At 42.0% G+C, this 25,968-nt stretch carries 17 protein-coding genes; 5 read left to right on the forward strand and 12 right to left on the reverse strand.

The genetic code is table 11. The annotated features are described in order from the left end of the window. Nucleotides 1–69 precede the first annotated feature (69 nt). The 4 genes from FA047_RS18230 to FA047_RS18245 all read right to left on the reverse strand — a co-directional run bounded on the left by FA047_RS18230 (nt 70) and on the right by FA047_RS18245 (nt 4,117). Nucleotides 70–1,023, reverse strand: coding sequence for an aldo/keto reductase (locus tag FA047_RS18230; protein WP_136837532.1), 954 nt, complete (start codon nt 1,021–1,023; stop codon nt 70–72). Between the two features lie 34 nt (nt 1,024–1,057). Beyond that, the gene (gene mnmD / locus FA047_RS18235; protein WP_136837533.1) at nt 1,058–1,732 is read right to left on the reverse strand and encodes a tRNA (5-methylaminomethyl-2-thiouridine)(34)-methyltransferase MnmD; all 675 of its coding nucleotides are present in this window, start codon (nt 1,730–1,732) and stop codon (nt 1,058–1,060) included. Nucleotides 1,733–1,795: 63 nt separating this feature from the next. Beyond that, a complete protein-coding gene (locus tag FA047_RS18240; protein ID WP_394347599.1) occupies nt 1,796–3,826 on the reverse strand; it encodes a M13 family metallopeptidase in 2,031 nt (676 codons plus the stop codon). Nucleotides 3,827–3,910: 84 nt separating this feature from the next. After that, on the reverse strand, nt 3,911–4,117 hold the full coding sequence (locus FA047_RS18245) for a hypothetical protein (protein ID WP_136837534.1): 207 nt from the start codon (nt 4,115–4,117) through the stop codon (nt 3,911–3,913). 101 nt (nt 4,118–4,218) lie between these two features. Here FA047_RS18245 and FA047_RS18250 point away from each other — a divergent pair, with 101 nt between their 5' ends. Then, nucleotides 4,219–4,917 carry a TetR/AcrR family transcriptional regulator gene (locus tag FA047_RS18250; protein WP_136837535.1) on the forward strand — a complete coding sequence of 233 codons (699 nt, stop codon included), beginning with the start codon at nt 4,219–4,221 and terminating at the stop codon, nt 4,915–4,917. Nucleotides 4,918–5,282: 365 nt separating this feature from the next. Here the strand turns inward: FA047_RS18250 and FA047_RS18255 are convergent, their stop codons facing one another. After that, nucleotides 5,283–6,164, reverse strand: a complete 882-nt coding sequence (locus tag FA047_RS18255) for a DMT family transporter (RefSeq protein ID WP_136837536.1) — start codon at nt 6,162–6,164, stop codon at nt 5,283–5,285. Nucleotides 6,165–6,269: 105 nt separating this feature from the next. On the opposite strand from FA047_RS18255, the gene FA047_RS18260 reads away from it, so the two are divergent. After that, a complete protein-coding gene (locus FA047_RS18260) occupies nt 6,270–8,435 on the forward strand; it encodes a S9 family peptidase (RefSeq protein ID WP_136837537.1) in 2,166 nt (721 codons plus the stop codon). Nucleotides 8,436–8,784: 349 nt separating this feature from the next. Beyond that, nucleotides 8,785–11,481 (forward strand): valine--tRNA ligase, encoded by a 2,697-nt coding sequence (locus tag FA047_RS18265; RefSeq protein ID WP_136837538.1) that lies wholly within the window; start codon nt 8,785–8,787, stop codon nt 11,479–11,481. Nucleotides 11,482–11,522: 41 nt separating this feature from the next. Here FA047_RS18265 and FA047_RS18270 read toward each other — a convergent pair whose 3' ends face one another. Both FA047_RS18270 and FA047_RS18275 read right to left on the reverse strand, forming a co-directional pair. Beyond that, a complete protein-coding gene (locus tag FA047_RS18270; protein ID WP_136837539.1) occupies nt 11,523–11,984 on the reverse strand; it encodes a DUF4268 domain-containing protein in 462 nt (153 codons plus the stop codon). A gap of 46 nt (nt 11,985–12,030) precedes the next feature. Next, nucleotides 12,031–12,492, reverse strand: coding sequence for a type I restriction enzyme HsdR N-terminal domain-containing protein (locus FA047_RS18275; protein ID WP_136837540.1), 462 nt, complete (start codon nt 12,490–12,492; stop codon nt 12,031–12,033). A gap of 46 nt (nt 12,493–12,538) precedes the next feature. Here FA047_RS18275 and holA point away from each other — a divergent pair, with 46 nt between their 5' ends. Then, nucleotides 12,539–13,564, forward strand: coding sequence for a DNA polymerase III subunit delta (gene holA / locus FA047_RS18280; protein ID WP_136837541.1), 1,026 nt, complete (start codon nt 12,539–12,541; stop codon nt 13,562–13,564). 80 nt (nt 13,565–13,644) lie between these two features. Further along, on the forward strand, nt 13,645–16,188 hold the full coding sequence (locus tag FA047_RS18285; protein ID WP_136837542.1) for a zinc-dependent metalloprotease: 2,544 nt from the start codon (nt 13,645–13,647) through the stop codon (nt 16,186–16,188). Between the two features lie 54 nt (nt 16,189–16,242). Here FA047_RS18285 and FA047_RS18290 read toward each other — a convergent pair whose 3' ends face one another. The 5 genes from FA047_RS18290 to FA047_RS18310 form a co-directional block, all read right to left on the reverse strand. Continuing rightward, a complete protein-coding gene (locus FA047_RS18290) occupies nt 16,243–17,811 on the reverse strand; it encodes a right-handed parallel beta-helix repeat-containing protein (RefSeq protein WP_169304455.1) in 1,569 nt (522 codons plus the stop codon). A gap of 78 nt (nt 17,812–17,889) precedes the next feature. Continuing rightward, nucleotides 17,890–19,191 carry an IPT/TIG domain-containing protein gene (locus FA047_RS18295; protein ID WP_136837544.1) on the reverse strand — a complete coding sequence of 434 codons (1,302 nt, stop codon included), beginning with the start codon at nt 19,189–19,191 and terminating at the stop codon, nt 17,890–17,892. Nucleotides 19,192–19,226: 35 nt separating this feature from the next. Beyond that, nucleotides 19,227–21,095 (reverse strand): RagB/SusD family nutrient uptake outer membrane protein, encoded by a 1,869-nt coding sequence (locus FA047_RS18300; RefSeq protein WP_136837545.1) that lies wholly within the window; start codon nt 21,093–21,095, stop codon nt 19,227–19,229. A 22-nt stretch (nt 21,096–21,117) separates the two neighbouring features. Further along, nucleotides 21,118–24,540, reverse strand: coding sequence for a TonB-dependent receptor (locus FA047_RS18305; RefSeq protein WP_169304456.1), 3,423 nt, complete (start codon nt 24,538–24,540; stop codon nt 21,118–21,120). 173 nt (nt 24,541–24,713) lie between these two features. Beyond that, nucleotides 24,714–25,919 (reverse strand): FecR family protein, encoded by a 1,206-nt coding sequence (locus tag FA047_RS18310; RefSeq protein WP_136837546.1) that lies wholly within the window; start codon nt 25,917–25,919, stop codon nt 24,714–24,716. Nucleotides 25,920–25,968 lie beyond the last annotated feature (49 nt).

A 25,968-nucleotide genomic window follows, 5' to 3' on the forward strand; every position in this document is an offset into this window, starting at 1 on the left:
GCCTGTAAGTTAATTTATAAGGGTAAGTTACCTTAAAAACAAATGCCCTGCCAAACTTAGATGAAATAATTATTTCCAGGCACTTGCATCATCCAGCATTGCGATTTCTTCGTTGTCTAGTTTTAAAGCTGCGGCCCTGATCAGGTCGTCCAATTGTGCTAAGCTGGTTACACTGGCGATGGGTGCGGTAATGGAAGGTCTTGCGATCAGCCAGGCAAGGGATACACTTGCGGGATTGGTATTGTATTGCTCTGAAACATCGTCAAGCGCTTTTAATATTTTAAAACCCCGGTCATTTAAATAGGTCTTGATGCCAGCGCCGCGTTTGCTTTTATTGAGGTCGGCCTCTGAACGGTATTTTCCGGTTAAAAAGCCACTGGCGAGTGCATAATAGTTGATGACACCTAGGTTATTATCGATTACAAGCTGTTCAGATTCTGTTTCGTACTTTTCCCTTTTGTAAAGGTTATATTCAGGTTGAAAGGTTTGGTATCTGGGCAGATTTGAGGTTTCTGCGATTTCAAGAGATGCTTTTAGTCTGGCAGCTGAGAAATTAGAAGCCCCTATCCACCGCACCTTTCCTTCTTTAATGAGCTGGTCATAAACTTCAAGGGTGTGTTCTATTGGCGTTTCAGGGTCATCATAGTGCGACTGGTACAGGTCGATATAATCTGTTTTTAACCGCTTTAAAGAGTTTTCTACACATTGCTTGATGTATTCAGGCGCTAAAGATTTTTTATCAGAGCCGGGAATAGAACCTACTTTGGTTGCAATGATGACCTGGTCCCTGTTCTTTCTTTCCTGCATCCAGTTGCCGATGATCGTTTCAGATTCACCACCTTTATTGCCGGGTGCCCAATGTGAATAAGAGTCCGCAGTATCTATAAAATTAAATCCCGCACTGGTGAAGCCGTCTAATATTTTGAATGATGTTTGTTCGTCTATGGTCCAGCCAAATACGTTGCCTCCAAATGTGATGGGGTATACGAGTAAATCTGTATTGCCTAATTTTCTCTTTTTCATTATTGTTTAACAAATTTAAGCTATCGGAGTTTGCCTAGACCTGATCTTTTCTGGCCCTCAGCATCTCTCTTTTACCCGGGGCACCCGGTAGTTTTTCTATGGTAAAACCTACACTTTTTAATGCACGTTTTAATTTTCCTGTGATGGCGTAGGTTACGAATATGCCGCCGGGTTTTAAAAATTTACAGGTATGGGCAATGATTTCGTCAGTCCACATTTCTGGCTGGTGCTGTACAGAAAAAGCATCATAATAAACCAATTCGAATTGTTGGGTGCTTTCATATCGATGAAGGTAGGTATGCAGTATCCTTAATTGCTGCTCGGGAACAATATGTACTGCCTGCTGCATGGCTTTGCCATAATTACCGACCAGCCCTTCCCAGATTTCCTGCGGTACATATTGATCGTAGCCTGTTGATTCAAGTTCTTCGCTTCTTAGCGGAAAAGCTTCCAGGGAGGTGTATTTAAGCGGGATGTTGTGGGCTGAACAGTGAGCAGCACTGAGCAGGAAATTCAGCCCTGTACCGAATCCTACTTCCAGAATGTTTATATCCTGATCTGGAAATAGGGCAATGGTATGCTTTAATCCCGCATCTATAAATACATGTTTGCTCTCTTGCAGTGCACCGTGCTTAGAATGGTAATGCTCACCAATGCTTTCGTTGTACAGTGTATTCGATCCATCGGCAGTTAATGTGATTTTATTCATCGCTGTAAAATTAGCTAAAACTCATTAACATTAATCTCTTTGCTCGCTCTCTTTGTTCGCTCTTTACCAAAGCCTGATCCTGTCTTCCGGCTTCTTGTATAGCTTATCTCCGGGTTTCACGTCAAAGGCTTTATACCAGGCGTCCATATTTACAGGAGCACCGATGGTTCTGAACTGACCGGGTGAATGTGGGTCTGTCTTGACCAGTTGTGCTGCACTTTCAGGCAGCACGTTGCCTCTCCAGACCTGTGCCCAGGATAAGAAGAAGCGCTGATCCGGGATGAAGCCGTCAATTTTTTCATCAGACTGACCTTGTTTGGTCATTTTGAAGGCTTCATAAGCGGCGTTCAGGCCACCGAGATCTCCTATGTTTTCTCCCATCGTAAACTTGCCGTTCACAGAGATGGTATCCAGTACTTTGTAGCTGTCGAACTGCTCACCAAGTAATTTTGTTTTTGCATCAAATTTCTCGCGGTCTTCTGAAGTCCACCAGTTACGCAGGTTGCCGTCTTTATCGTACTGACTGCCGGAGTCGTCGAATCCGTGCGACATTTCGTGGCCGATTACGGCACCGATTCCGCCATAATTTACGGCATCATCGGCATTGGGATCGAAGAAAGGGAATTGCAATATCCCGGCCGGGAATACGATTTCGTTCATGGTCGCACTGTAATAGGCATTAACCGTGGGAGGAGTCATGCCAAAACGGGTGCGGTCTACCGGTTTGCCCAGTTGAGCTACCATTTCCTGGTAAGCCCAGGTGCCTGCATTGCGCAGGTTTTGCAGATAAGTATCAGGACGGATGGCCAGTCCGTCGTAATTGCGCCATTTTGATGGATAGCCTATTTTGGGTACAAAAGCATGCAGTTTGTCGAGTGCCTGTTGCTTGGTTACGTCACTCATCCAGTCCAGGTTTTTGATCCTGATTGCGAAAGCCTTCCTCAAGTTTTCAATCAATTCGTCCATGCGCACTTTTGCATCAGACTTGAAATATTTGGCTACGTAAAGCTGGCCCAGTAAATCGCCTATGGTACCGTCGGTTAGCTGCGACATGCGCTGCCAGCGCGGGGTTTGAACCTTCTGCCCGGTCTGCGCCTGGTTGAAAGCAAAAGTGGCGTTTACGAAAGGACTGCTTAGGTTTGGCGCCGCACTCTTTAAGATGTTCCATTCCAGATAGGTCTGCCAGTCGGGCAGCGAAACACTTTCTAACAAACCGTTTAGACTAACGAAAAATTTAGGTGAGGAAACTAGAACAGTATCCTGCTGGCCGACTAGCAATTGATTGAACAGAGATGACCAACTGATCGCAGGAGTACTTTTGTTAAAATCCGTTAAGGTAAATTTGTTATAGGTTTTATAAGGATCACGCATTTCCAGGCGGCTCATTTGCGCATCGGCGAGTTGCTTTTCTATTGCCATTACCACAGATGCCTTTTTTGATGCCTGAGTTTCTGTACTGCCTGTTAACTTGAACAGGGCGGTCATATATGTAGTATAAGCTTCGCGTATTTTTACACTGCGGCTATCGTCTTTGAGGTAATAATCGCGATCGGGGAGTGTCGTTCCTCCTTGTCCGAGTTGAGGAAGGTATTTGTTGACATTTTTCTTGTCCTGCGATACACCAAAGCTAAACATTGGAGAGGCAAGGCCATTGGTTCTGAGGTAAGCAGCATGGTTCAGTATATCAACTGTACTTTTAAGTTGCTTAATTTTTTCGAGTTCGGCTTTAATAGGTGTATAACCTAATTTTTCGATGGCTATACTGTCCATCGCTGCCCTGTAAAAATCACCGACACGTCTTTTTACAGATCCGGCGGGTGCAGATTTGTCTGCGGCAGCGTTTTCAACCAAGCCTTTTACAGCGTTGATGTTGAAGTCTCTCAACTGGTTAAAGCTTCCCCAGCGGGTTTCTTTAGCAGGGACAGGATTGTTTTTTACCCATTTTCCACTGGCATATTTATAAAAATCATCACCTGGCCTGACCGATAGGTCCATGTTTGCAGGGTCAATAAATTTCTGTTGTGCACTTGCTGAATAGCTTACTGCCATAATGCCCAAAACGGCAAAGCAGGCTTTGCATATTGTATTCATCATAAGAAATAGTTTACCGATGTAAAGGAACATCACCGGTATAAAATTATCAAATGTACTCCGTAAAGCAATGATATTATGAAATTATTACTTATCAGAACTGATCAGTAATTCCTCGTCTTTATTGAAGCGCCACACCTGTCTTTCCTGCATTCTGTCAATGACGAGAGAAAAGGAATCTGCAAGCTCATTGATTTCCAGAACAGGGCCAAGATTGATCAGTTGATCACCAACTCTTAGTTCGGAAATAGGTAGGGTAGTAAGTTGCTCTGATGGTTCTATAGTTGAGGTCATAAGAATTAGGAAGATGATTTTTTACAAAAACATTTGCTAAAGATAATTCGACAAAGTTTAAAAACTGGTGACATATGCAATAAATTTACTAATTTAAACAAATGAACACTAAACCAAGAAAAATAGTTTCCGGTGAAATAAGGGATAAAGAAAAGACCATGCTCAAATTGATCAATGCCGTTGGTGAGATCATTAAAACAGAGGGATATACTGCGCTGGGAGTTAATAAAATTGCCAAGAAGGCAGAAGTAAATAAAAAACTGATCTACCGCTATTTTGATAATAATGTAAATAATCTGATTGAAACCTATGTAAAAGCAAAAGACTATTGGATTGGTCTCTCTGAAAATATGGAAGATATATTAATGCAGGCCGATGTGGATCATGGGAAAGAGCTTTTGAAGTCTATTTTGAACAGGCAGCTTACTTTTTTTTATACTGCGGAAGAGATGCAGAAGATCATCATTTGGGAAATCAGCGAAAAAAATAAGATGATCAAAGATGTTTCTTTTAAAAGAGAAGAGTTTGGTGAGGAAATATTTAAGCTGATAGGTCCCTATTTCGAAAATGCAGATACTGATATACGGTCTTTGCTGGCCTTGCAGGTAGCTGGTGTCTATTATATGGTGCTGCAGGCAAAAGCAAATGGAAATACTTTTTGTGGAGTAGACATCAATGAACCAAATGGAATGGAAAGGGTATTAAAAGCTTTAGATAAAATTACTGACCTCGTCTATAAGGATGCAGAAGACAATTTGAAAAATAAGGCAAATGCAGCTTTAGATAAAGCAGCATATTAAGATTGAGGGCGCTGAATCTGTTTATAGCGCCCTCTTTCTTATGTTTGAGCGTATTGATCAAAAAAAAACTACAACTGGCTTAATACCAGCCGGTCATCACCGCATTAGGAGTAAGTTAACACTTATGATTGCATAAAAGTAAAACATAGTATTTTACCAAGTGGTGACATATTGTTTTTTTAACAAAATATGTTTGATGAAACAAATATTTACTTATTGAACCAATAGTAAATTCTGGTCAGGCTGAATTTTCTTAATATACTACCTGTAATGAAAAATATTCTTATAGTTCTCATAAGTCAGTCTTTTTATATGTATTTAACATATTTTAACATAATTTATTGTGTAGAAGCAATAAATTATGTTTACTGAACTTTCTTTTTGAAGTTGTTTTTTTGACCAAGATACAAGCCGAATACGACAAGCAATGTTCCTGCGACAGTATAAAGCGTTATAGGCTCATCCAACAACCACCAAGCGTAGAAAAAACCAAATAAAGGACATAAAAAGAGCCATAGAGAGGCTTTGACGGTGTCAATTTTTAAAAGATAGAACCAGCAGATCAATCCTATTACAGAGACAGCGAGACTGAGCCATAGTACTGAAAATATCAGCCTGTTGTCTAATGTTATGGTTGAAAAATCGCTCATGGAAAGCGTGAAGGGAATTAATAACAGTCCTCCAATGGTGACTTGCCAGCCATTGATTAAAATATTGGGAAGCTTCCATTTTACCCTTGCATAATACACACTGGCGAATGAAACAGATACCATACTCAACATTAAGATGGTGAGTCCGGACAAGGTGGTGCTGGCGTTTTGTAAAAGTGGGTAAGTGGCAATTGCGATTCCGATCATGCCAATAATGATACTGAATACCTCTTCTTTTGATGGTTTTCTGCTGATCATCCACGAAGAAAGCAAAACGATGAGCAGGGGATTGGTAGATGTCGCAAGACTGCCAATGCCGGCTGCGGTATATTTCATCGCATATACGTACATACCCAGGTATACCGTTGTGTTTAGAAATCCGAAAATAGCAAGGTGCTTCCATTCCTCAGCTTTGGGCCAGCGGTAGGATTTGTCCTTATTGAACATATATCCATAGGAGAGCAGCACAAAACCGGCAATGAAAAAACGCATGTTGCCCAATATCAATGGGGGTGCTGACAATATCCCGAATTTGGTAGCTACTGATGCCGAAGCCCATAACATTGCAAAAAGTAAACCTATAAAGATGTTTTTCACACATCAAAGGTAGGATGTTATTTGCTACATTTTATCTAAGTTTGCCGCATAACTAAATTATTCATATAAATTTTGAGCCAGCTTCGACTGGCAAATAGAAAAATAATGAAAAGACTTATTTTATTAGTTCAATTGATAGCTCTTGCTTTTTTTGGCAATGCTCAGAACAAACAATTGACCATGCAGGATGCGATGTTAAATGCCCGCACTACTCTCGCTCCTGAAAATCTTTCGCAGATTCAATTTATTTACGGTACTGAAAATTATGTATACGCCAAGCGTGTAAATGGCAGTCCGGTTTGGATCAGTGGCAATTTCAAAGATAAAGAGGAAAAGAGTTTTCTTTCTTTAACCCAATTGAACCAAAAGCTGAGTGCAGCAAAGCTTGATTCAGTGAAGATGATGCCGATGATTCAGTTTAACCAACAGGCGGAATGGATCGTTTATTTAAACGGAAGTAAAATTGCCCTAAACCCTGCTAAGAATACCTATGAAGTTTTGATGGATCAGACGCTGGCAGCTAAAGAAAATGCGGAAGGCGGTAATGCAGGTTATGTAGCTTATCTGGATGATTTTAATCTTTTTGTATCGAAAGGTACGGATAAACAGCAGGTGACCAATGATGGCAGTAAAGACATTGTTTATGCATCTTCTGTACACAGAGATGAATTTGGAATTTCAAAAGGGATATTCTGGAGCAATGCAGGTAAATTGCTTGCGTTTTACAGGATGGACCAAGGTATGGTTACGGATTATCCGATCATTGACTGGGCCAGCAGGCCTGCAAAAAACGTAAACATCAAATATCCTATGGCAGGTGATAAAAGTCACCAGGTAACTGTTGGCGTTTACAATCCTGAAACTAAAAAAACGGTATATCTGAAAACGGGCACTCCCGTAGAGCAATACCTGACCAATATTGCCTGGAGTCCTGATGATAAGTATGTGTACATCGCAGTGCTTAACAGGGAACAAAATCACATGCGCCTGAACCAGTTCGATGCAGTTACAGGAGAGTTCATTAAGACACTATTTGAAGAAAAAGATGATAAATATGTAGAGCCATTGGTGCCTATATTGTTTCTTAAAAATGATCCTTCTAAATTTATCTGGCAAAGCAACAGGGATGGCTGGAACCATCTTTATTTGTATAATATCAATGGAAAACTTGTTAAGCAACTGACTAAAGGTCCCTGGGAGGTACTAGAGGTGAAAGGTTTTGACGCGAAGGGCGATCAATTGTTCTACATTTCTACTGAAGAATCTCCGGTAACTAGGAATCTCTATGCTTTGAATGTTAAGACCGGGAAGTCCAGGAGAATTACGCAGGGTTATGCGGTTCATAATGTACAGATCAGTACCTCAGGAAATACTGTCGTAGACAATTATAGCAGCCCACAGGTGCCAAGAGTGATCCAGATATTTGAAGCAGCAACGCCTGCGAAACCTAAGGTACTGTTGACAGCTGCAAATCCTTTGTCGGCTTATGCTACGGAGAGCTCCACTGTATTTACCATCAAAGGGAAATCAGGGGATGATCTTTATGCGAGCTTGTATAAGCCTGTTGGCTATGATGCTTCAAAAAAATATCCTGTTGTGGTATATTGGTATGGAGGCCCTCACGCTCAACTGATCACCAATGGCTGGAATGCCGGCGCTGGTGATTATTGGTTCAGGTATATGGCTGAACGTGGTTATGTGGTACTTACGGTAGATGTAAGGGGAAGTGACAACAGAGGTCGTGCTTTTGAGCAATCCATGTTCCGCAGAGCGGGAGAGGTGCAAATGGAGGATATGATGACTGCGGTGGATTACCTGAAAAGCCTGCCTTATGTTGATGCGACTAACATGGGATTATTTGGTTGGAGTTTCGGTGGTTTCGCTACTACGGATTTCATGGTTACACACCCTGGTGTGTTCAAAGCTGCGGTAGCGGGTGGTCCGGTGATCAACTGGGCTTTCTATGAAGTGATGTATACTGAGCGTTATATGGATACGCCTCAAGAGAATCCTGAAGGTTATGCGGCAACTTACTTGTCTTCAAAAGTAGATCAGTTGAAAGGCAAATTGTTATTGATCCATGGTCAGCAGGATCCGGTTGTTGTACAGCAGCATTCTGTAGATTTTGTGAAAAAGGCGGTGGAAAAGGGTGTGCAGCTAGATTATATGATTTATCCGGGTCATGAGCACAATGTGATTGGAAAGGATAGAGCACATTTGTACCAGAAGGTAACGGATTATTTTGAGCTGTATTTGAAAATGGCAAAATAATAAGTAAAATAACAGGAAAAATAACCGTTCTCTTCTACGGCTGCATAATTGCGCTGAAGAAGCGCAAAGACGCTATGCCGTTTCAGAGAAGGTGATTTTTGAGGAAAGCGAGGGTGCTAGACTGGAAGTGCTGTTGTCAGAGCAGGTTATTTTTGGGAAAGCAAGGAGCGAAAGAATGAAAGGGTAGTACTTGTAGGTACTGCCTTTTTTTTTGCTTTTCCCAAAAAAAATCAGTGTTGGGAGCCGACATGCAAATGTTTTGCCCTTCAGCAAAAGATTTGGCGAGGCGAGCAGCATCTGTTTTTTTTTCCTTATTTTTACGCCTCAAAATCTGATACTTTTCAAAATAATGAGCATTTCTACAAAATACGATCCGGCAGCAACCGAAGATAAATGGTACAGCTACTGGATGTCGAAAAACTTTTTTCATTCTGAGCCTGATGAGCGTGAGCCATATACCATTGTAATCCCTCCGCCTAATGTGACGGGAGTGCTGCACATGGGGCATATGCTTAATAATACCATCCAGGATGTATTGATCCGCAGGGCGCGTATGCAAGGCAAAAATGCCTGCTGGGTACCTGGTACTGATCATGCGTCTATTGCTACAGAAGCTAAGGTGGTCGCCATGCTTAAAGATATGGGTATCGATAAAAAGGACCTGAGTAGGGAAGAGTTTTTGAAGTATGCCTGGGAATGGAAAGAAAAGTACGGCGGGATCATTTTAGAACAGCTGAAAAAGCTTGGTGCCAGCTGTGATTGGGAGCGTACCCGTTTTACAATGGAGGACGATCTGTCAGAAGCGGTGATCGACAGTTTTATTCACCTGTATAAAAAAGGCCGTATTTACCGTGGGGTAAGGATGGTAAACTGGGATCCGGCTGGTAAAACTGCTGTGTCTGATGAAGAAGTAATCCGCAAGGAGGTAAACCAGAAGCTTTATTACATTAAGTATTCTATCTGTGAAAAAGCTTTGGTAGATGGTGCAGAACTGGATGCAAGCAATTCCCTTACCATTGCAACTACCCGTCCTGAGACCATCATGGCAGATGCCGCAATCTGCATAAACCCTAATGATGAAAGATATACACATCTGAAAGGAAAGAAAGTTTTTGTACCGCTGATCAATCGTGAAATCCCTGTTATAGAAGATGAGTATGTAACCATGGATTTTGGAACCGGCTGTTTGAAGGTAACACCTGCACACGATCTGAACGATTATGAGCTGGGAATAAAACACAAACTGCCAATTATCGACATCTTAAATGATGACGGTACGTTGAACGAACTGGCGGTAGTATTGGTCGGCGAAGACCGTTTTACAGCGAGGAAGAAAATTGCTGTTCTCCTGGAAGAAGCCGGACACCTGGAAAAAGTTGAGGATTATAAATCGCAGGTAGGTTTTTCTGAACGTACCAATGCAGCGATAGAACCTAAATTGTCCATGCAATGGTTTTGCAAAATGGATGAAATGGCGAAACCCGCTTTGGAAGATGTACTTAATGGAGACATTAAACTGATTCCTGAAAAGTTTGTAAACACCTACCGTCACTGGATGGAAAATGTGCGCGACTGGAATATCAGTCGCCAGCTTTGGTGGGGACAACAAATTCCTGCCTGGTATGACGACAAGGGAAACTGGGTAGTAGCTAAAACAAAAGAAGAAGCTTTGAATGAATTTTTAAAGCTTAAAGATATAGACGGGGTATTTACGGCTGATGAAGCCAATGGATTTAAGCACCAGCTTGCGCCATTTGTTTCGCAGGATCCGGATGTAATGGATACCTGGTTCTCCTCATGGTTGTGGCCTATATCTGTTTTTGACGGGTTTAAAAATCCAGACAATAAAGACATTAATTATTACTACCCAACAAATGATCTGGTTACTGCTCCGGAAATTCTATTCTTCTGGGTGGCACGTATGATCATGGCGGGCCATGAATTTAGAGGTCAGAAACCATTCACCAATGTTTATTTAACAGGTATTGTAAGGGATAAACTGGGCCGTAAAATGTCTAAATCACTTGGCAATTCTCCTGATCCGATAGGCCTTATTGAAAAATACGGTGCCGATGGGGTAAGGGTAGGCATGCTATTGTGTTCTCCGGCAGGTAATGACCTGATGTTTGATGAAAGCTACTGTGAACAGGGAAGGAATTTCGCCAATAAAATCTGGAATGCATTCAGATTGGTTAAGGGCTGGGAAGTAGATGAAAACCTGGAGAACCCTAATAGTCAAGCCATCCTGTGGTTTGAAAACAGGTTCAATGAAGCGCTTGCGGAGATCGAAGATAACTTTAAACAATATCGTTTGTCGGAAGCATTAATGGCTTGTTATAAGCTCGTATGGGATGATTTCTGTGCATGGTACCTGGAAATGGTTAAACCGGCTTATCAGCATCCCATAGATGCAGACACGTTGAAGGTAACTATTGGTTTCTTTGAGAAGATATTGACTTTGCTGCATCCGTTTATGCCATTCCTGACAGAGGAGTTGTGGCATGACGAGTTGTTCGGAGAAAAAGGAGAACTGGATTGCTGTATCGTGGCTGCCTATCCTGTGGTTGGTCTGGCTGATTCAGCTTTGCTTAAAGAGGTAGAGGTGATCAAAGGACTGGTTGCAGAAATCAGAAATGTGAGAAATACGAAGCAGATTTCGCCAAAAGAAGCACTGCCACTTGCCATTAAAGTTAACTCTGCTCTGGACTATGAGAAGTGGCTGAATATTGTTTTCAAGCTGGCAAACATCAATGAAGTGGAGTTTGTGAATGACAAAATAGCTGGTGCGACAAGCTTTATGGTGGGGAATGATGAGTTCTTCATACAATTGAACGAGACTATCGATGTAGATGCCGAACGTGAGCGTCTGAATGCGGATCTCATTTATTTGCAGGGCTTCTTAAAATCTGTGGATGCAAAATTGAGCAACGAAAGATTTGTACAAAATGCAAAGCCCGAAATTATTCAGAATGAACGAAATAAGAAAGCTGATGCAGAATCGAAGATTAAGATCATTGAGGAAAGCTTAGAGGCATTGGGTGTCTAATAAGATGCAGTGAAATGGCCAGTTTGAGAGAGCTGGCTTTTTTATTTAAATACTTCAAAACTATACTGTGCATCAGTCCAAAATTCATCTAATGCAATAATCCTTGGTTTAAAAAAGGAGATGAGCGCCGGCCAGTCTTCTTTTTTGAAAATACTCACGCCCGGCAATGTTTTGCTGATCCTGGTGATGACCTTTCCGTATTCATCGTGTATGTGGAGGTTCCAGTCCCATTCTTCTCCCAATTGACCTTCAAGCAATTTTTTAAATTCCCTGAACTGTTCAAATACCAATTCCTGGATACCTGGGTCTGCATGGGTGATTTCTATGGCAATAAATGCAGCTTTACTATCGGCCTGCATTTTAAAAAACACATGTTTTAACCCGGTTTTATAATTGATCCAATTGACCTTTAATCCCTCAGTAGAAAGCTGTGGCGCTATGTAATGCCCGAATGTGGTCCAGAAAGTCTGTTTGAGTTGTGAAGCCTGATCTTTTGAATACAATGTGATAGATATTGAGGGTATGAAATAATATGAATTGGAATCAGCTTTAAAGCAATTGATACTCCGGTAAAGTTTCAATAAATAAAAACTTTTCTGCAATATGGTCTATCTGCGCATAGCAATGCTTTAAGCCATTTGTTACCACGAGCCACCTGGTTTTGTGTACAGAGTTGTAGCGCGCAGCCTGATCAAAAGTAGCCTGAATAATTTTGACCGAAGGGGCTTTACATTCAATGACCATGATCCGTTCGCCAGCTGTATTAAAGATGACGATGTCGGTTCTTTTCTGTAGCCTGTTCAGGTTCAGTCCACCCTCAATTTGAATCAGTGATTTAGGGAATTTCTTTTCCAGAATCAGGTATTGGATGAAATGCTGTCTTACCCATTCTTCAGGTGTGAGCACCAGGTGTTTTTTTCTAATTTCATCAAAAATGTAATGATGCTGATCCTTTAATGTGATCTTAAAAGGATATTGCGGAAGGTTTAAGGGTGTTGGAGTAAATGACATTTCTGTAAAAATAGACAAAAATTTTTATCTAAGTTTGAACATTCATATGAGTGCCTCCGATATCATCAAAGACATAAAAGCCAGAAAGTTTAAGCCTGTTTATTTATTACATGGCGAGGAACCCTATTATATTGATCAGATTGTTCATTATATGGAGGAACATATATTAAACGATATGGAAAAGGGGTTTAATCAGACCGTTTTGTATGGTAAGGATACTGACATGTCGACGGTCATGAATGCCGCCAAACGTTACCCTATGATGTCTGATTATCAATTGATCGTCGTGAAGGAAGCTCAGGACCTCAAATGGGCTAAGGAGACGGAAGGTAGCAGCAAGCAGGCTGAATTTGTGCTCAATTATTTTGAGAAGCCGATGCCTACGACGATACTTGTGCTTGCCTATAAGTATGCAAACTTTGATAAACGTAAAAAGATCTATAAGGCGATAGACAAAGGGGGAGTGGTTTTTCAGTCGGACCTTGTCAGAGATTATAAGCTTGCGGCATGGATAGATGAACTGGTCAAAGAAAAAGGATATAAGATCGCACCACAGGCTTCCGCATTGATGGCCGAATACCTGGGGACTGATCTCTCTAAGATTGCCAATGAGGTTGAAAAGCTGATGCTCAACATCACAAAAGACATCACCATTGATACGGATCTTGTACAGAAAAATATAGGCATTAGTAAAGAATACAATGTATTTGAGCTGCAAAAGGCACTTGCGGTGAAGAATGTTTTGAAGTGCAATCAGATCGTGAATTACTTTGCGGATAATCCAAAGGCCAACCCAATGGTGATGGTGATGGCCAACCTGAATGCTTATTTTTCAAAGATTTTAAAATACCATTATTTACCCAATAAGGGAGATGCCGCAAAAGAGCTGGGCGTCAATCCATATTTTGTTAAGGATTATGAAACAGCTGCACGGAGTTATGGCTTAAATAAAACATTCGATATCATTAGTTTACTTCGTGAATACGACCTCAAAAGTAAGGGGGTAGACAGCACGGGTAATATAACAGATGGAGAACTGCTCAAAGAATTGCTGTTTAAAATGCTCCATTAGTGTAACTGTAAAGTTATAATTCCACCGTTTTTATTTGAATCCTAGTAACTTATCTTTGGTGCCTAAACTATTATTCAATAATGAAGAAAACTATACTTTTAGCTATGCTTGGGGTAGCTGCCGCATCTTATGCAGATGCTCAGGTAAAACCAGCAAATCCCGCAGGTAATGTTCCCGCTAATCCGAATGCGATGAATCGTCCGGGTGCCCCGGCAACCGGGCCAAAGCCGTATAAGCAGGTAATCACAAATAAAGCCAAGACAGATAATGGATTGTTTAAGGTTCACAATGTAGAAGACCGTTATTTCTTCGAAATTCCTGATTCTCTCCTAGGCAGAGAGATCTTAACCGTAAACAGGATCAGTAAAGCTGCTGCAGGCAACCGTGCGTCTATGATGGGATACGGTGGAGACCATATCGGAGATAACGTGATTAGTTTTGAGAAAGGACCTGCCAACAAAATTTTCCTGAAAGCAATTTCTTTCAGTGAGCGTTCAGTAGACAGTACCGATCAGGGAATGTATAAATCACTGAAAAATTCAAATATTCAGCCACTGGTTGCTTCATTTGAAGTTAAAGCTTACCAGGATTCAGCATCAAAGGTAAAATGCTCTGTTATCGATGTAACAGATTATATGAACGGTGATAACGATATTTTCTTTTTTGAAGCAGGTGCTAAAAGAGCGCTATCTATCGGAGGCATAATGGCTGATCGCTCATATGTCAAAGAGATTAAGGCTTATCCTTTGAATATCGAAATCAGAACTTTAAAAACCTATATGAAGGCTCCAAGCCAGGGTGCTAGTGCAATGGGAGGGGGTGCTCCTCCGGCTTCTACACCGGTAACTTATGAGTTGAACAGTTCGATGATTTTGCTTCCTGCAAAGCCGATGAAGCCAAGGTTTTATGATTCAAGAGTTGGATACTTTGCAACAGGTTATGTTGACTTTGATGCAAATCCACAAGGTATAAAAAACCAGGCCGTGATCACTAAATGGAGATTAGAGCCTAAGCCGGAAGATGTAGAAAAATACAAAAGAGGTGAATTGGTAGAACCTCAAAAACAAATCGTTTATTATATCGATCCTGCAACACCCAAGAAATGGATACCATATCTGATCGCTGGTGTTAATGACTGGCAGGTAGCTTTTGAAAAAGCTGGTTTTAAAAACGCGATAGTTGCTAAGTTGGCGCCAAATGATCCAAATTGGAGCATTGATGATGCAAGGCACAATGTGATCGTATATAAACCTTCTGATATTCCTAATGCAAGTGGACCGCACGTACACGACCCGAGAACCGGCGAGATCTTGGAGACACACGTAAACTGGTACCATAATATCATGCAGCTGGTTAGAAACTGGTATATGGTTCAGGCTGCGGCAATAGATCCTAAAGCAAGGAAACTGAAATTTGATGACAAGCTAATGGGAGAACTGATCAGATTCGTGTCTTCACATGAAGTAGGTCATACTTTAGGCCTGCGTCACAACTTTGGTTCGTCTGCTACGGTTCCGGTTGAAAAACTGAGAGACAAACAATGGGTGGAAAAAAATGGTCATACACCATCTATCATGGACTATGCACGTTTCAATTATGTAGCACAACCAGAAGATAAAATTACTGAAAAAGGCATATTCCCAAGAATAGGCGATTATGATATGTGGGCTATTGAATGGGCATATAAATGGCTTCCTCAGTATAAAACAGCTACAGAAGAAGAAGCTTATTCCAATAAGACAATCATCAAAAGGATAGCTGAGAACAAAAGACTGACGTTTGGTACTGAGTCAGATTCAAGTGATCCGCGTAACCAGAATGAAGATTTGGGTGATAATGCCATGCTTGCTTCAGAATACGGTATCAAAAACTTAAAACGATTGATTCCTAATGTGCTTGTATATACGAAAGAGGAGAATGAGGATTATGCAAATGCAAAAACTTTATATAATGAAGTAGTCGGACAATTTGGTCGCTATATGGGGCATGTTGGTAAGAATGTAGGTGGTATCTACACGTCGCCAAAAACGATTGAAGAAAAAGGACCTGTTTACGTACGCACGGCAGCTGCAACGCAGAAAGAAGCGATGGACTTTTTAAGCAGAAACTTATTTACTACGCCGACATGGTTGTTAGATCAACCATTGATGGACGTTATTGGTGAAGATCCGGTAAATGTTATAGGTAAAGTTCAGGGGCCAGCAATTGCCCGACTAACCAGTACATTCACGTTGAATAAACTGATCTCAGCTGAAGCAGCTGACGGAGCAGCAGCTTACAAGATCACAGATCTTTTCAGCGATCTTAATAATTCAATCTTTACAGAGCTAAAGTCAAATGCAGCAATTGATGTGTACCGTCGTAATCTGCAAAAGAACTATGTAGATAAACTGATCAATATTGTTAAACCTCCTGCAGCAGCTGCACCAACTGGTATGGGCGGTATGATGGGACAATCTGGTGGTGGATCATCACAAAGTGATGTAGTATCAGTTGTTAAAGGACAATTACGTGAAATTTTGGCATCTGTAAAATCAGCAGCACCTTCGGCATCTGGTTTGAGCAAATACCATCTTGAAGATTTATCAGAGCGTATTGACAATGCTTTGAAATCTAAAGATTAATCAGGTTAATTCTTTTTAAAGAAGAGAGGCCATTCGAAAGGATGGCCTCTTTTTTTATTGATACGCTCCCTTGCTAATCAAATTGGCTACAATACGTGTCTGACCATCTTTGTCTGTTGTACCATTTACTGTTGCGGAAATAACTTTGCCTGTCTGCTTTGCAGCAGATGCAGGTTTTAAATGCAGGTCATAAATGCCGGGATTTATAAACATCGGGTCTATCCCCGCTGTAGAACCGGCATCGCCGCCACAAGCATTTTTCCATAAGTTGAAATCGGTATAAGGGATATTGTTCCATCGCCATATGTTTAGCCCGTCAGAATGGTACAGGTTATTTGTAATGGCATTATTTGTTCCTCCAGTGACTTGTTTATTGATGAATACACCACGTTCTGCTCTTGGATATATGATGTTGTTGTTGATCACATTATTATTGCAGTTTTCTGTCAGTCTGATTTCTCCCTCTACTTCATTTGAATAGCCAAGATCCTTATTGTTGTGGAAAATGGTATTGTTCACGACATAGCAATTATTGGTGCCACCACCTGTATAGCCGATGTAGCCGCCAAGGTAGATGCCGGCAAGTGAAGAATTGTATACCAGGTTATTCCTTACTAAGCATTCCTGTGTAGGAAAATTGTTGGTTTCGCTGACAATACCAATACCGCGGCCACAGTCCCTTACCAGATTTCTTTCAACGATGATATTTCTGGCTCCGTCAACATAAATCCCTATGGCTCCGTTATGATCTTTAAAAGCCGGTATTGGTCCGGTTCTGCCATCCAGATTAAATACTTCATTGTCAGCGATGATACCATTGCGCACATAATTTAAGGCAGGATCTGCATTTGCAGCATACCCGCCTGCAGCTACAATGCCTATGTTCTCGCCGTTATAAACCTTGTTTTTCCTCACCTCAAAACCGTCTACATATCCGTTAATTGTTAAGTTCTCACTATAACCGGTATTGCAATCAAAGATTTCATTTTCTTCTACCAGAATTTTAGTCATGACGACCGTCGTATTTCCAATGACATGTATGCCGTGTCCGCTTCTGCCTTGTTCAGCAGAAGAATTATTCTCAATATTATAGACACGATTTTTCCGCAATGTGATATTGGTGGAGCCGCCTTTGACAACTATGCCGTCTACATTTACCTGTCCGGCAGTTGTTTTGAAATTGCAAACATCAAGTCCCTCAACAATGACAAAGCTTACTCCGTTTAGTGTAACCAGGGCTTCACTTCTGGATACAGAAAGTCCTTCTCCGCTGATGATAGCCTGCTCCCCCTGGTAGGATTTTAAGGTGATAACTTTGTCTTTTCTTCCTGATTTGGGAAATACTACTTTCTCTTTATAAGTGCCCGCCCGGACATAAACAGTAAATCCCGGAGTAACCATTTCCAGTGCTTTTTGAATGGTATTTACCGGATTTTCAATTGTCCCATTATTGGCATCGGAGCCGTCGATAGCTACGTAAATATCCTTTCCAGTGGCCGTTTTTTCGCCATCTGAACCTGCTAAACTGTTCTTTTTACTGCATGCATGCAAAACACTAAAAGAGAAAAGAAAGATCCCCAACAGGAAAATGAGTTTAAAGTGGCCTAGTTTTGATGTATTCATATTTGCATTATTAAAACAGCAGGTAAGGGATAGAGAGCCCTTTACCTGCTGCAACATTTGTGTGTATGAATTAGATAGTTACTCAGATACTATTTTGCGGACAGTGTTGTTGTTCCTGTCGAGTACATAAACAGTTCCGTTCTTGTCGACAGCAACACCTGCTGGCGCGTTAAACGCAGCAGCTTTTCCAATCCCGTTTACATAGCCGGAATTGGCAGATCCTGCAAAAGTGCTCACTTCGTAACTGGCGCCATCTATGTAACGGACACTTTGATCAGCATTTCCATAACCGCCGCCACCTGCACCATTCCCTGCTATATATAAATTATTGGCTGCATCAATAGACATGCCCCATGGCAATGAGAATTTAGCAGTAGATGCCGGACCATCCAGGTAACCCTGAACGCCCGAGCCTGCAATGGTACCACCAGTCCAACTGCCTGCGAGGAACTTTTTAACTACCTGATCGCCATGTACGTTTACAAACATGTTGCCTGCATTGTCGAAGGCGATTGCGGAAGGATAATTGAGCCCGGTAACGGTCTGGGTAGTTGTCCCCTCTGGTGTAACCTGGTAAACAATAGCAGGAGAGGTACATGAGAAATAGAATATGTTGCCTGTTTTCTTGTCAAATGCGAGATTCCATGGCTCTGCATTGGCCCAGGCATATATCGAAGCCGTTCCATCCGGTGTTATTTTTCTGATGTCCCAATTGCCCGGATCCGCAGTATACAGGTTGCCAAGGTGATCAATGGTGAGGCCATAGGGAATATTGAATTTAGCTGCAGTTCCCTTACCATCGGCGTAGCCTCCGCTACTTGGATTGCCGGCAAAAGTGCTTACATTTCCATCCTTGTCAATTTTCCGGATGCAATGGTTGCCGACATCAGTGACGTATACATTCAGGTTGTCATCAACCGCAATTCCGCTGCAGCGGTACCAGGACTCGCCACTAAAATTAAAACTAGCGTCGGTACCTTGTCCGTTTGCAAACCCTGCAACCCCTGAGCCAGCCAGAGTAGTTACGGTTCTCATGAATTCGTAGAAGAAGGTCGTCTTGCTGGTCACGCTTTTGTCGCCGATCGTGATGGTAATGGTGCCAGATCCGGCCTTTTTAGGCACTACAGCCATCAGCTGATTGCCTTTAACCCCAATTATTTTCAGACGTTTCCCATTAAGTGTAACCTTAATCTGGGAAGTGTCCGTAGTGAAGTTACTTCCGTTGATCAGAATTTCAGTGCCACCGCTACCTTTTTCAGGAATGAACTGGTCAATGGTGATCGGGGAGGAGGTATCATGCTTAAATCCTTCTTCATTCTTTTTGCAACCCGCAATAAACACCATGATGATGAATATGCAGGCATGTATATATCTTTTCATAATATTCTTCGTATTAATAAATGACGCATTTTAATTTACCAGCCCGGATTTTGTACCAACGAGGTATTTTTATCTCTATCACTTTGTGCGATAGGGAACAGGTACATTTTATCAGCCCAAACTCTGTTTTGCAGTAGGGTCCGTTTGTTGAAATCGGCAAAAGCAAATCCCTGATTGCCGTCATTGGTGATGGTATTCATCCGGTAAATGGTCTGTATTTTAGGATCATTCATCATCAGTCTCCGGATCAAGGTAAAATACCTGTCGCCCTCAAATGCCAGTTCTACCTGTCTTTCATGAAGAATACGTTTTCTCATTTCAGTCTGATCTCCTATAGCAGACGGATAAACGGTTTGTAAATCGGGAACACCTGCACGCTGTCTTACCAGGTTTACATATTTAAGAATATCCGGATGGTTTGGCTCAATTTCATTTAAGGCTTCTGCATAGTTTAAATACATTTCAGCCAGACGAAGATGGATGAAAGGACGGTAAACCACAGTGCTTGTCCTTATATTTGAAGCAGGACTCACATTTTTCAGTACATCATATCCGGTAATGTCGCTGTTGTTATTTACGCCAACCCCGGATTTTCCGGAATAGTAGAATTCAGCTCTTCCTGTTCCATCTTTATTCGCATCAGAAGAGAAGTAATTCCTGTCATCCTGTGTTGGCGCCGGTAAAACAGGCTTGCCATTGTACTGGATACTTACATAAAACCTGGCTTCGCGATTGGCATACATATTGGCATTTCCTTTTACATAACCCCTGTTTACCCCATCTTTCGATTTACCCCAGTTAGCAGGATCATCGGTTTGTACGAATCCTGATTCGACATACTGTGCCTGAGGGTCATCTATAGTTCTTCCATTGCGCATGTAAAATGCATCCACTACATTTTGTGTCGCATTCTGCATGTCATATCCCGCTGGTTTTGGCGCACAGCGGACCTCATGTCCCCATTGCCACGAACCGGCCATATTGGTAGAAAACAGAATTTCGGTATTCCAGTTTGTCAGGAATAAATTGCGAAAGGAGAGGTATGGATCAAACTGGCTGTCACCCTCGTCCAGGTTTGTAAACAGTCTGTAGCCCTGAAGGTCTATGACAGCCTTGGCGGCATTTGCAGCAGTCCTCCATTTGTTCACATCATATTGTAACGGGGCCAGTGCTTTTCCATCATTATTTTTGAACGCTGCAAATTTTGGATTTCCATTCCATAATGGACTGGCGGCCCATAAAGCCAACTGGGATTTTACGGCCAGAGAGGACGCCTTATTCGCTCTTCCATAGTTGGAAGAAGAAGCCCAGCTTGGAGGTAAGTCAGCTGCAGCAGCGTCCAGAAGTTCATTGATGTGATCCACACATTCATCAAAAGATACTCGTGGATATTTGTTGTAATCTTCATTGAGGCTAAGCAGCGATGTAACCTTCACAAACGGACCGTATTGTCTGAGCAGCTTCCAATAAAACCAGCCCCTTAAAAACATTGCTTCGGCCTTATATTGCTTTTTAAGATCCGGGCCAATTATGGCGTCAGACATCTTGTCTATGTTCTGTTCAAATACGATACTTTGTCTGATGGCCGCATAATTCTGAGCCCAATAGTACCAATGGTTGCTTTGTGCATTCCAGTTGCCGGAAGTCATTTGTCTGACCGAGACACCCTGAATGCTGCAGGAAGTTTCATCGCTGCCACCAAGCATTGTATGGTCGTCGGCAGGAATGCTGACACGCGCGTACACCTGGTTCAGGTATCCTTCAGCGTTAGCTCTGGTCTCCCAAAGCATGTCGGAGGTCAACAGGTTATCAGGTGCTACATCTAAATATTTACAACCTGGGACAGACATTAATAAGCACAATGCTATGCTGCCTGTGAGAATATTTTTAAATATGTTATTCATCTTAATCATTGTTAAATGGTAATTAAAACTGTGCCCTCATCCCAAAAGTCATCATCCTGGTGATGGGATATTTTGCACCATTTGATCCCAGCTCAGGATCCCATATTTTAAATTTGCTGAAGGTCAAAAGGTTTTGTCCTGATGCATAGAAATACAAAACAGGGATGCGCGCCTTTTTCAACTTCTCTGAGCTGAGTGTATAGCCCATAGAAGCCTGTTTTAAGCGCACATACGAGCCATCCTTAAGCCAGTGTGTGCTGTTCAGGTAGTTGTTGTCAGCCAGGCCTGCCACCGACAGACGGGGATAATAGGCGTCCGGCCGAGGATTTTCTATCGTCCACCTGTCCAGTACCTGAGCCATGGTATTGTTCTGGTATTGCCCCAGTCCGGAAAACGGCACGACGCCGACTCCATCTACCCCTGCTCCATTTCCGTAAATGAGTGAGCCATTCGCCATAATGCCGATATCAGCAACTCCCTGAAAGAAAAGTGACAAATCGAATTTTTTAAAGGCTAGGGAAAATCCTGCACCATATAACCAGGAAGGAAAAGGGGATTTGCCAAGTCTTCTCGCATCATAAGCATCAATTACGTTGTCGCCATTCTGATCCAAATAACGGATGTCGCCCGGCCTGACTACACCAAATTTTTGTTCTGGATGGGTATCTATGTCGTTCTGATCTGTGTAATAGCCATCGGCTATATAACCAAAAAACTCATTGGAGCCAAAGCCAGCCTGATTTTGATAGGCGTACTTTCTTACCGGCTCATCCGCAAAGATGATTTTATTTTTGCTATAGGTTACATTTCCAAATACCCTGAGACCTACTTTACCAATCTGATCATTGTATTCTATACTGGCGTCCATACCGCGGTTGCTCATTTCGCCAAGATTTGCAAATACTGAAGTAGACCCAAGTCCGACTATAGAGGAGATGGATTCACGCATGATCAGAATGTTTTTGCGTCTCTCATCAAATACATCGAAAATAAGGTTCAGTTTATTGAACAACCCTATTTCAAGTCCGATGCCACCTTTATATGATTTTTCCCAGGTCAGGTTTTCAATACCAATTAAATTCTCGGTCAAACCCTGGTACCAGGTGCCATTTAATCCGAAGCCGGTATTTGAGCCGTTTCCTATTTGGGTTAAATAAGGGAACCTGTCGCCTCTGCCCACATTGTCATTTCCTACAACCCCATAGGAGCCCCTCAACTTTAATAAGCTGAATGTATTCGCGAAGGGTTTAAAGAAGGATTCATTAGAAATTACCCAACCTGCTGATATTGAAGGAAAGAGACCAAATTTACTTCCCTTTTGAAAGTTTTCAGATCCTGTGTAGCCACCATTCAACTCCAGGAGATATTTATCCATATAACCATAAGTGAGTCTTCCTGCCAGACTCTGATTGCGGAATGGGATGGCGGTGATTACATCACCAGCGGTACTTTTGAGCCTGTTTCGCATATTGTATAGAAACATAGCGCCTATGCGGTGATTGCTGAAAGTACGGTCATAATTAACATTCCCCTCCAGATACATGATCCTTTCACCATCTGAACCTTGCTGATAACCTAAAAACTGTTGTCCAATACGTGTTTGCGTAAACAAAAGTTCACCATTGCCGTCACGCCCTATAGCTTGCCAGTTGTCGTTGAGGCCTGTTCTCCTGTTGTTAAAATCTCCATAGCTGTCAAAAGAGAACCTCGCATATGATGATAGCCCGGGCGTCAATGCATCCAATCTTTGAGTTACAGTAAAAACGGATTGTACGGCAGGTCTGAATTCATCAGAATAACCATTGTTTTGAACTGCATTTAAGGGGTTGGTGCCTCCGCTGGAAATAGGACCCGCCCATTTACCGCCAGGATATTTTGTTGGAAAAGCAACAGGTGTTGTCGCATAGGCCTGGTACCACAGGCTACCCGCTCCGATGCCAGGATAACGCGCATTGACAAGCATTGCGCCTATGTTCAGCTGTAAAAGGGTACTGCTCGTGACATTGACGTCAATGTTACTTCTAAAATCGTAACGCTTAAAGTTAAGATTGGGGTTATACCCGTTCAGTTTCTCCACTTTGTAGGGTCCAGTCTGGTTGTAAAACGAACTGGAAATATAATAGCGGACGGTTTCGGTACCACCATTGATATTTAAGTTGGCATTAGTTATGGTCGACTGGTCTTTGTAGATCTCATCGATCCAGTTTACATTCGGATACATGTAAGGATCCAGACCACTGGCTGTTTTTTGTATCAGTTCCTCAGAAAAATTAGGTAGCAGTCCCATATTGGTTCTGGCTTCATTTAGCAGTTGCATGTATTGAATTCCGGTCAGCATATCAGGTTTTTCTGTAAAGCCTGTTGATCCGGTCTCTGCTTTTAGAGAGATTTTCGGTTTGCCAGCTACTCCTCTTTTTGTCGTGATGATGAGTACACCATTAGCCCCTTTTGCCCCGTACATGGCTGTTGATGATGCATCTTTGAGCAGTGAAATGCTGGATACGTCTTCTGGATCTATATTGTTGAAGGAGCCGCCGAAAGCACTGTTTACATCATCACGCTGTACACCGTCGACAATAATCAGAGGAGAGCTGTTGCCGGTAAAGGTTCCCAATCCTCGGATCGTGAACTGAGAGTTGTCGTATCCCGGTTCGCCGCTCGACTGCATAGAAATGATACCCGCCACTTTTCCGGCTAATGCATTAGAGAGACTGGCAACGGGTGTTCTCATATCGGCCATATTTACAGAGCTGATGGAGCCGGTTACCGTAATTTTCTTTTGGGTTCCATAGCCGACTACGAGCACCTCGGATAGTTCATCTACAGCCTCCTGAAGTGTTACATTTAAAACGGTCTGCCCGTTTACCGGTATTTCACGTGTGATGAAACCTGTATAAGAAAAAACTAAAACCGCATTGGAAGACGTAACCGCGATGCTGAAATCACCATTGTTATTGGTTGTCCCTCCGCCTGTTTCTCCTTTTATTCTTATGGTCACACCGGGTATTCCTTTTCCCTGAGCATCAACTACGCGACCGCGTATGTCTGCTACACGTTCTACCATCCTTACTTTCAGCGGAACATCCGGTTTTTCCTTTAATACGACAGTACGGTCTTCGATGGTATAAGACAGGGGCTGTCCTGTAAATATCTTGTTCAGAACTTCGTCAAGCAGCGCCTGGTTAACGTCGATGTCTACCGTTTTGGCATTTTGTAACAACTCATCAGTGTAGATAAAGTCATAATTACTTTGTTTTCGTATTTCTTTAAAAATACTTTTCAGGGTCGCCTTCTTTTTAGAAAGGGTAATCTTTTGTGCGAAACCCGCTGCACTGACCTGCATTATGGTTGCTATTAATATTACGGTGGTTAATCGCATAATCAGCAGTAGTTTATCGACGTACCGTTTGGGCACACCAAGTTCATTAGCATAATTTTTATACATTTGTTAGTCTGGTTATTTGCAGGTAATCCTGATCCTTAGGGATCTGTGGTCGCCCGCGAGTTAAAGTTGATTGAATCGCAAGTTTTGTTGACTGAGTAATCATGGCATTAGCCAGTTGTGTTGCAAGCACTTCTGGCTTTTTGTTTTTCAGGATTACTTCACGTAATAAGTAACTATCTCGTAACTATAATCCTCCTTTCTTCTATTCTAAAGTGAACTTTATTGGTTAATTCCAGTTTGCTCAGAACTTTTGAGACATTGCTGAAACGGCTAACAGTACCTCCGAACCGGTCGTCGGGGACTTCTCCTTCATATACAATATCTACATCGTACCACCTTGAAATTCTTCGCATTACTGATTTTATATCTTCACTATCAAAAATAAAGTATCCGTTTTTCCAGGCCAGAACCTCTTCAATATTTGCTTCGGTAACGGTTAGCCCCTCAGTTCCAATTGTAGCCTGATTTCCGGGTTTAAGGAATTTGGAGAACCCCGGGCCGTTAACAGCTACAGAACCTTCTATAAGGGTGGTTTTGCTGAGGGGCTCGTCTGTATAGCTGTTGATGTTAAAATGTGTTCCCAGAACTTCGATTTCAGCCTTGTCTGTCACGACGATAAAAGGCATCCTGGTTTCCTTGCTTTTTGCCGTATTTCCCTTGACCGTTACTTTAGAAACCATAAAATAGGCTTCTCCTTTCAGCTTTACCCGCCTTTCTTTAGCATGAGCAAAAGAAGTCGGAAAGGTCAACTCGGAGGCAGCATTCAGCAATACGCTTGTGCCGTCAGGTAAAATCACCTCATACTGTCCACCTTTTGGCGTTTCTACAGTGTTAGGCTTTTGACCGGTCGCTTTGCCAGATTTCACCGTATATACAATTTTTCCATCAGCCTGCTTGGTAATGATGACGTCTGACTGGTTTGCCAGTTCTCCGTTTTTAGCATCGTTAAGGATCACTTTCTTTCCATCAGCCAGCGTAAGTATTGCCCTGTTTCCTCCTGGGGCGATGTCATTTGCTAAAGTGGTGGAGACAGGCTGTCTGGATAAGTAATAAAATGCTCCTGCACTTAAAGTGATTAATATAATTGCGGCAGCAGCGATTCTTTTCCAGTAAGAACCTCTTCGGGGCAATACAAGGGTGTTACTGTTCGTTTCTGTAATAGAATCTTGTATTTTTTTATACCATGCCACAGTTTCATGAGCAGACATTTCTGATTGCCGGGAGCTATTTACCAGAGCAGAGGCTTCTTCAGTGAGTACAAACTCCCATTCATCCTGATGACTTCCGTTTTCAATGATTCCGAGTACTTTTTCAAGTTCATCTTTACTGCATTGATTATTTAGATATTTTATAATCAGTGATATGATTTCGTTGTCCAATTTTTCCTCCTTTTGTAACTAATACAAATGGCAGCGACAATACATCTAT

Origin of the sequence: Pedobacter frigoris, assembly GCF_005116445.1 — a bacterium.
In the GTDB taxonomy this organism is placed as follows: Bacteria; Bacteroidota; Bacteroidia; order Sphingobacteriales; family Sphingobacteriaceae; genus Pedobacter; species Pedobacter frigoris.

Excerpts from the sequence above, each read along its gene's own strand:
- FA047_RS18300 (WP_136837545.1), bottom strand. The coding sequence starts at position 21,095 with ATGAATAACATATTTAAAAATATTCTCACAGGCAGCATAGCATTGTGC.
- FA047_RS18240 (WP_394347599.1), bottom strand. The coding sequence starts at position 3,826 with ATGATGAATACAATATGCAAAGCCTGCTTTGCCGTTTTGGGCATTATG.
- FA047_RS18275 (WP_136837540.1), bottom strand. The coding sequence starts at position 12,492 with ATGTCATTTACTCCAACACCCTTAAACCTTCCGCAATATCCTTTTAAG.
- FA047_RS18250 (WP_136837535.1), top strand. The coding sequence starts at position 4,219 with ATGAACACTAAACCAAGAAAAATAGTTTCCGGTGAAATAAGGGATAAA.
- FA047_RS18265 (WP_136837538.1), top strand. The coding sequence starts at position 8,785 with ATGAGCATTTCTACAAAATACGATCCGGCAGCAACCGAAGATAAATGG.
- holA (WP_136837541.1), top strand. The coding sequence starts at position 12,539 with ATGAGTGCCTCCGATATCATCAAAGACATAAAAGCCAGAAAGTTTAAG.
- FA047_RS18295 (WP_136837544.1), bottom strand. The coding sequence starts at position 19,191 with ATGAAAAGATATATACATGCCTGCATATTCATCATCATGGTGTTTATT.
- FA047_RS18245 (WP_136837534.1), bottom strand. The coding sequence starts at position 4,117 with ATGACCTCAACTATAGAACCATCAGAGCAACTTACTACCCTACCTATT.
- FA047_RS18285 (WP_136837542.1), top strand. The coding sequence starts at position 13,645 with ATGAAGAAAACTATACTTTTAGCTATGCTTGGGGTAGCTGCCGCATCT.
- FA047_RS18260 (WP_136837537.1), top strand. The coding sequence starts at position 6,270 with ATGAAAAGACTTATTTTATTAGTTCAATTGATAGCTCTTGCTTTTTTT.
- FA047_RS18230 (WP_136837532.1), bottom strand. The coding sequence starts at position 1,023 with ATGAAAAAGAGAAAATTAGGCAATACAGATTTACTCGTATACCCCATC.
- FA047_RS18290 (WP_169304455.1), bottom strand. The coding sequence starts at position 17,811 with ATGAATACATCAAAACTAGGCCACTTTAAACTCATTTTCCTGTTGGGG.
- FA047_RS18305 (WP_169304456.1), bottom strand. The coding sequence starts at position 24,540 with ATGTATAAAAATTATGCTAATGAACTTGGTGTGCCCAAACGGTACGTC.
- mnmD (WP_136837533.1), bottom strand. The coding sequence starts at position 1,732 with ATGAATAAAATCACATTAACTGCCGATGGATCGAATACACTGTACAAC.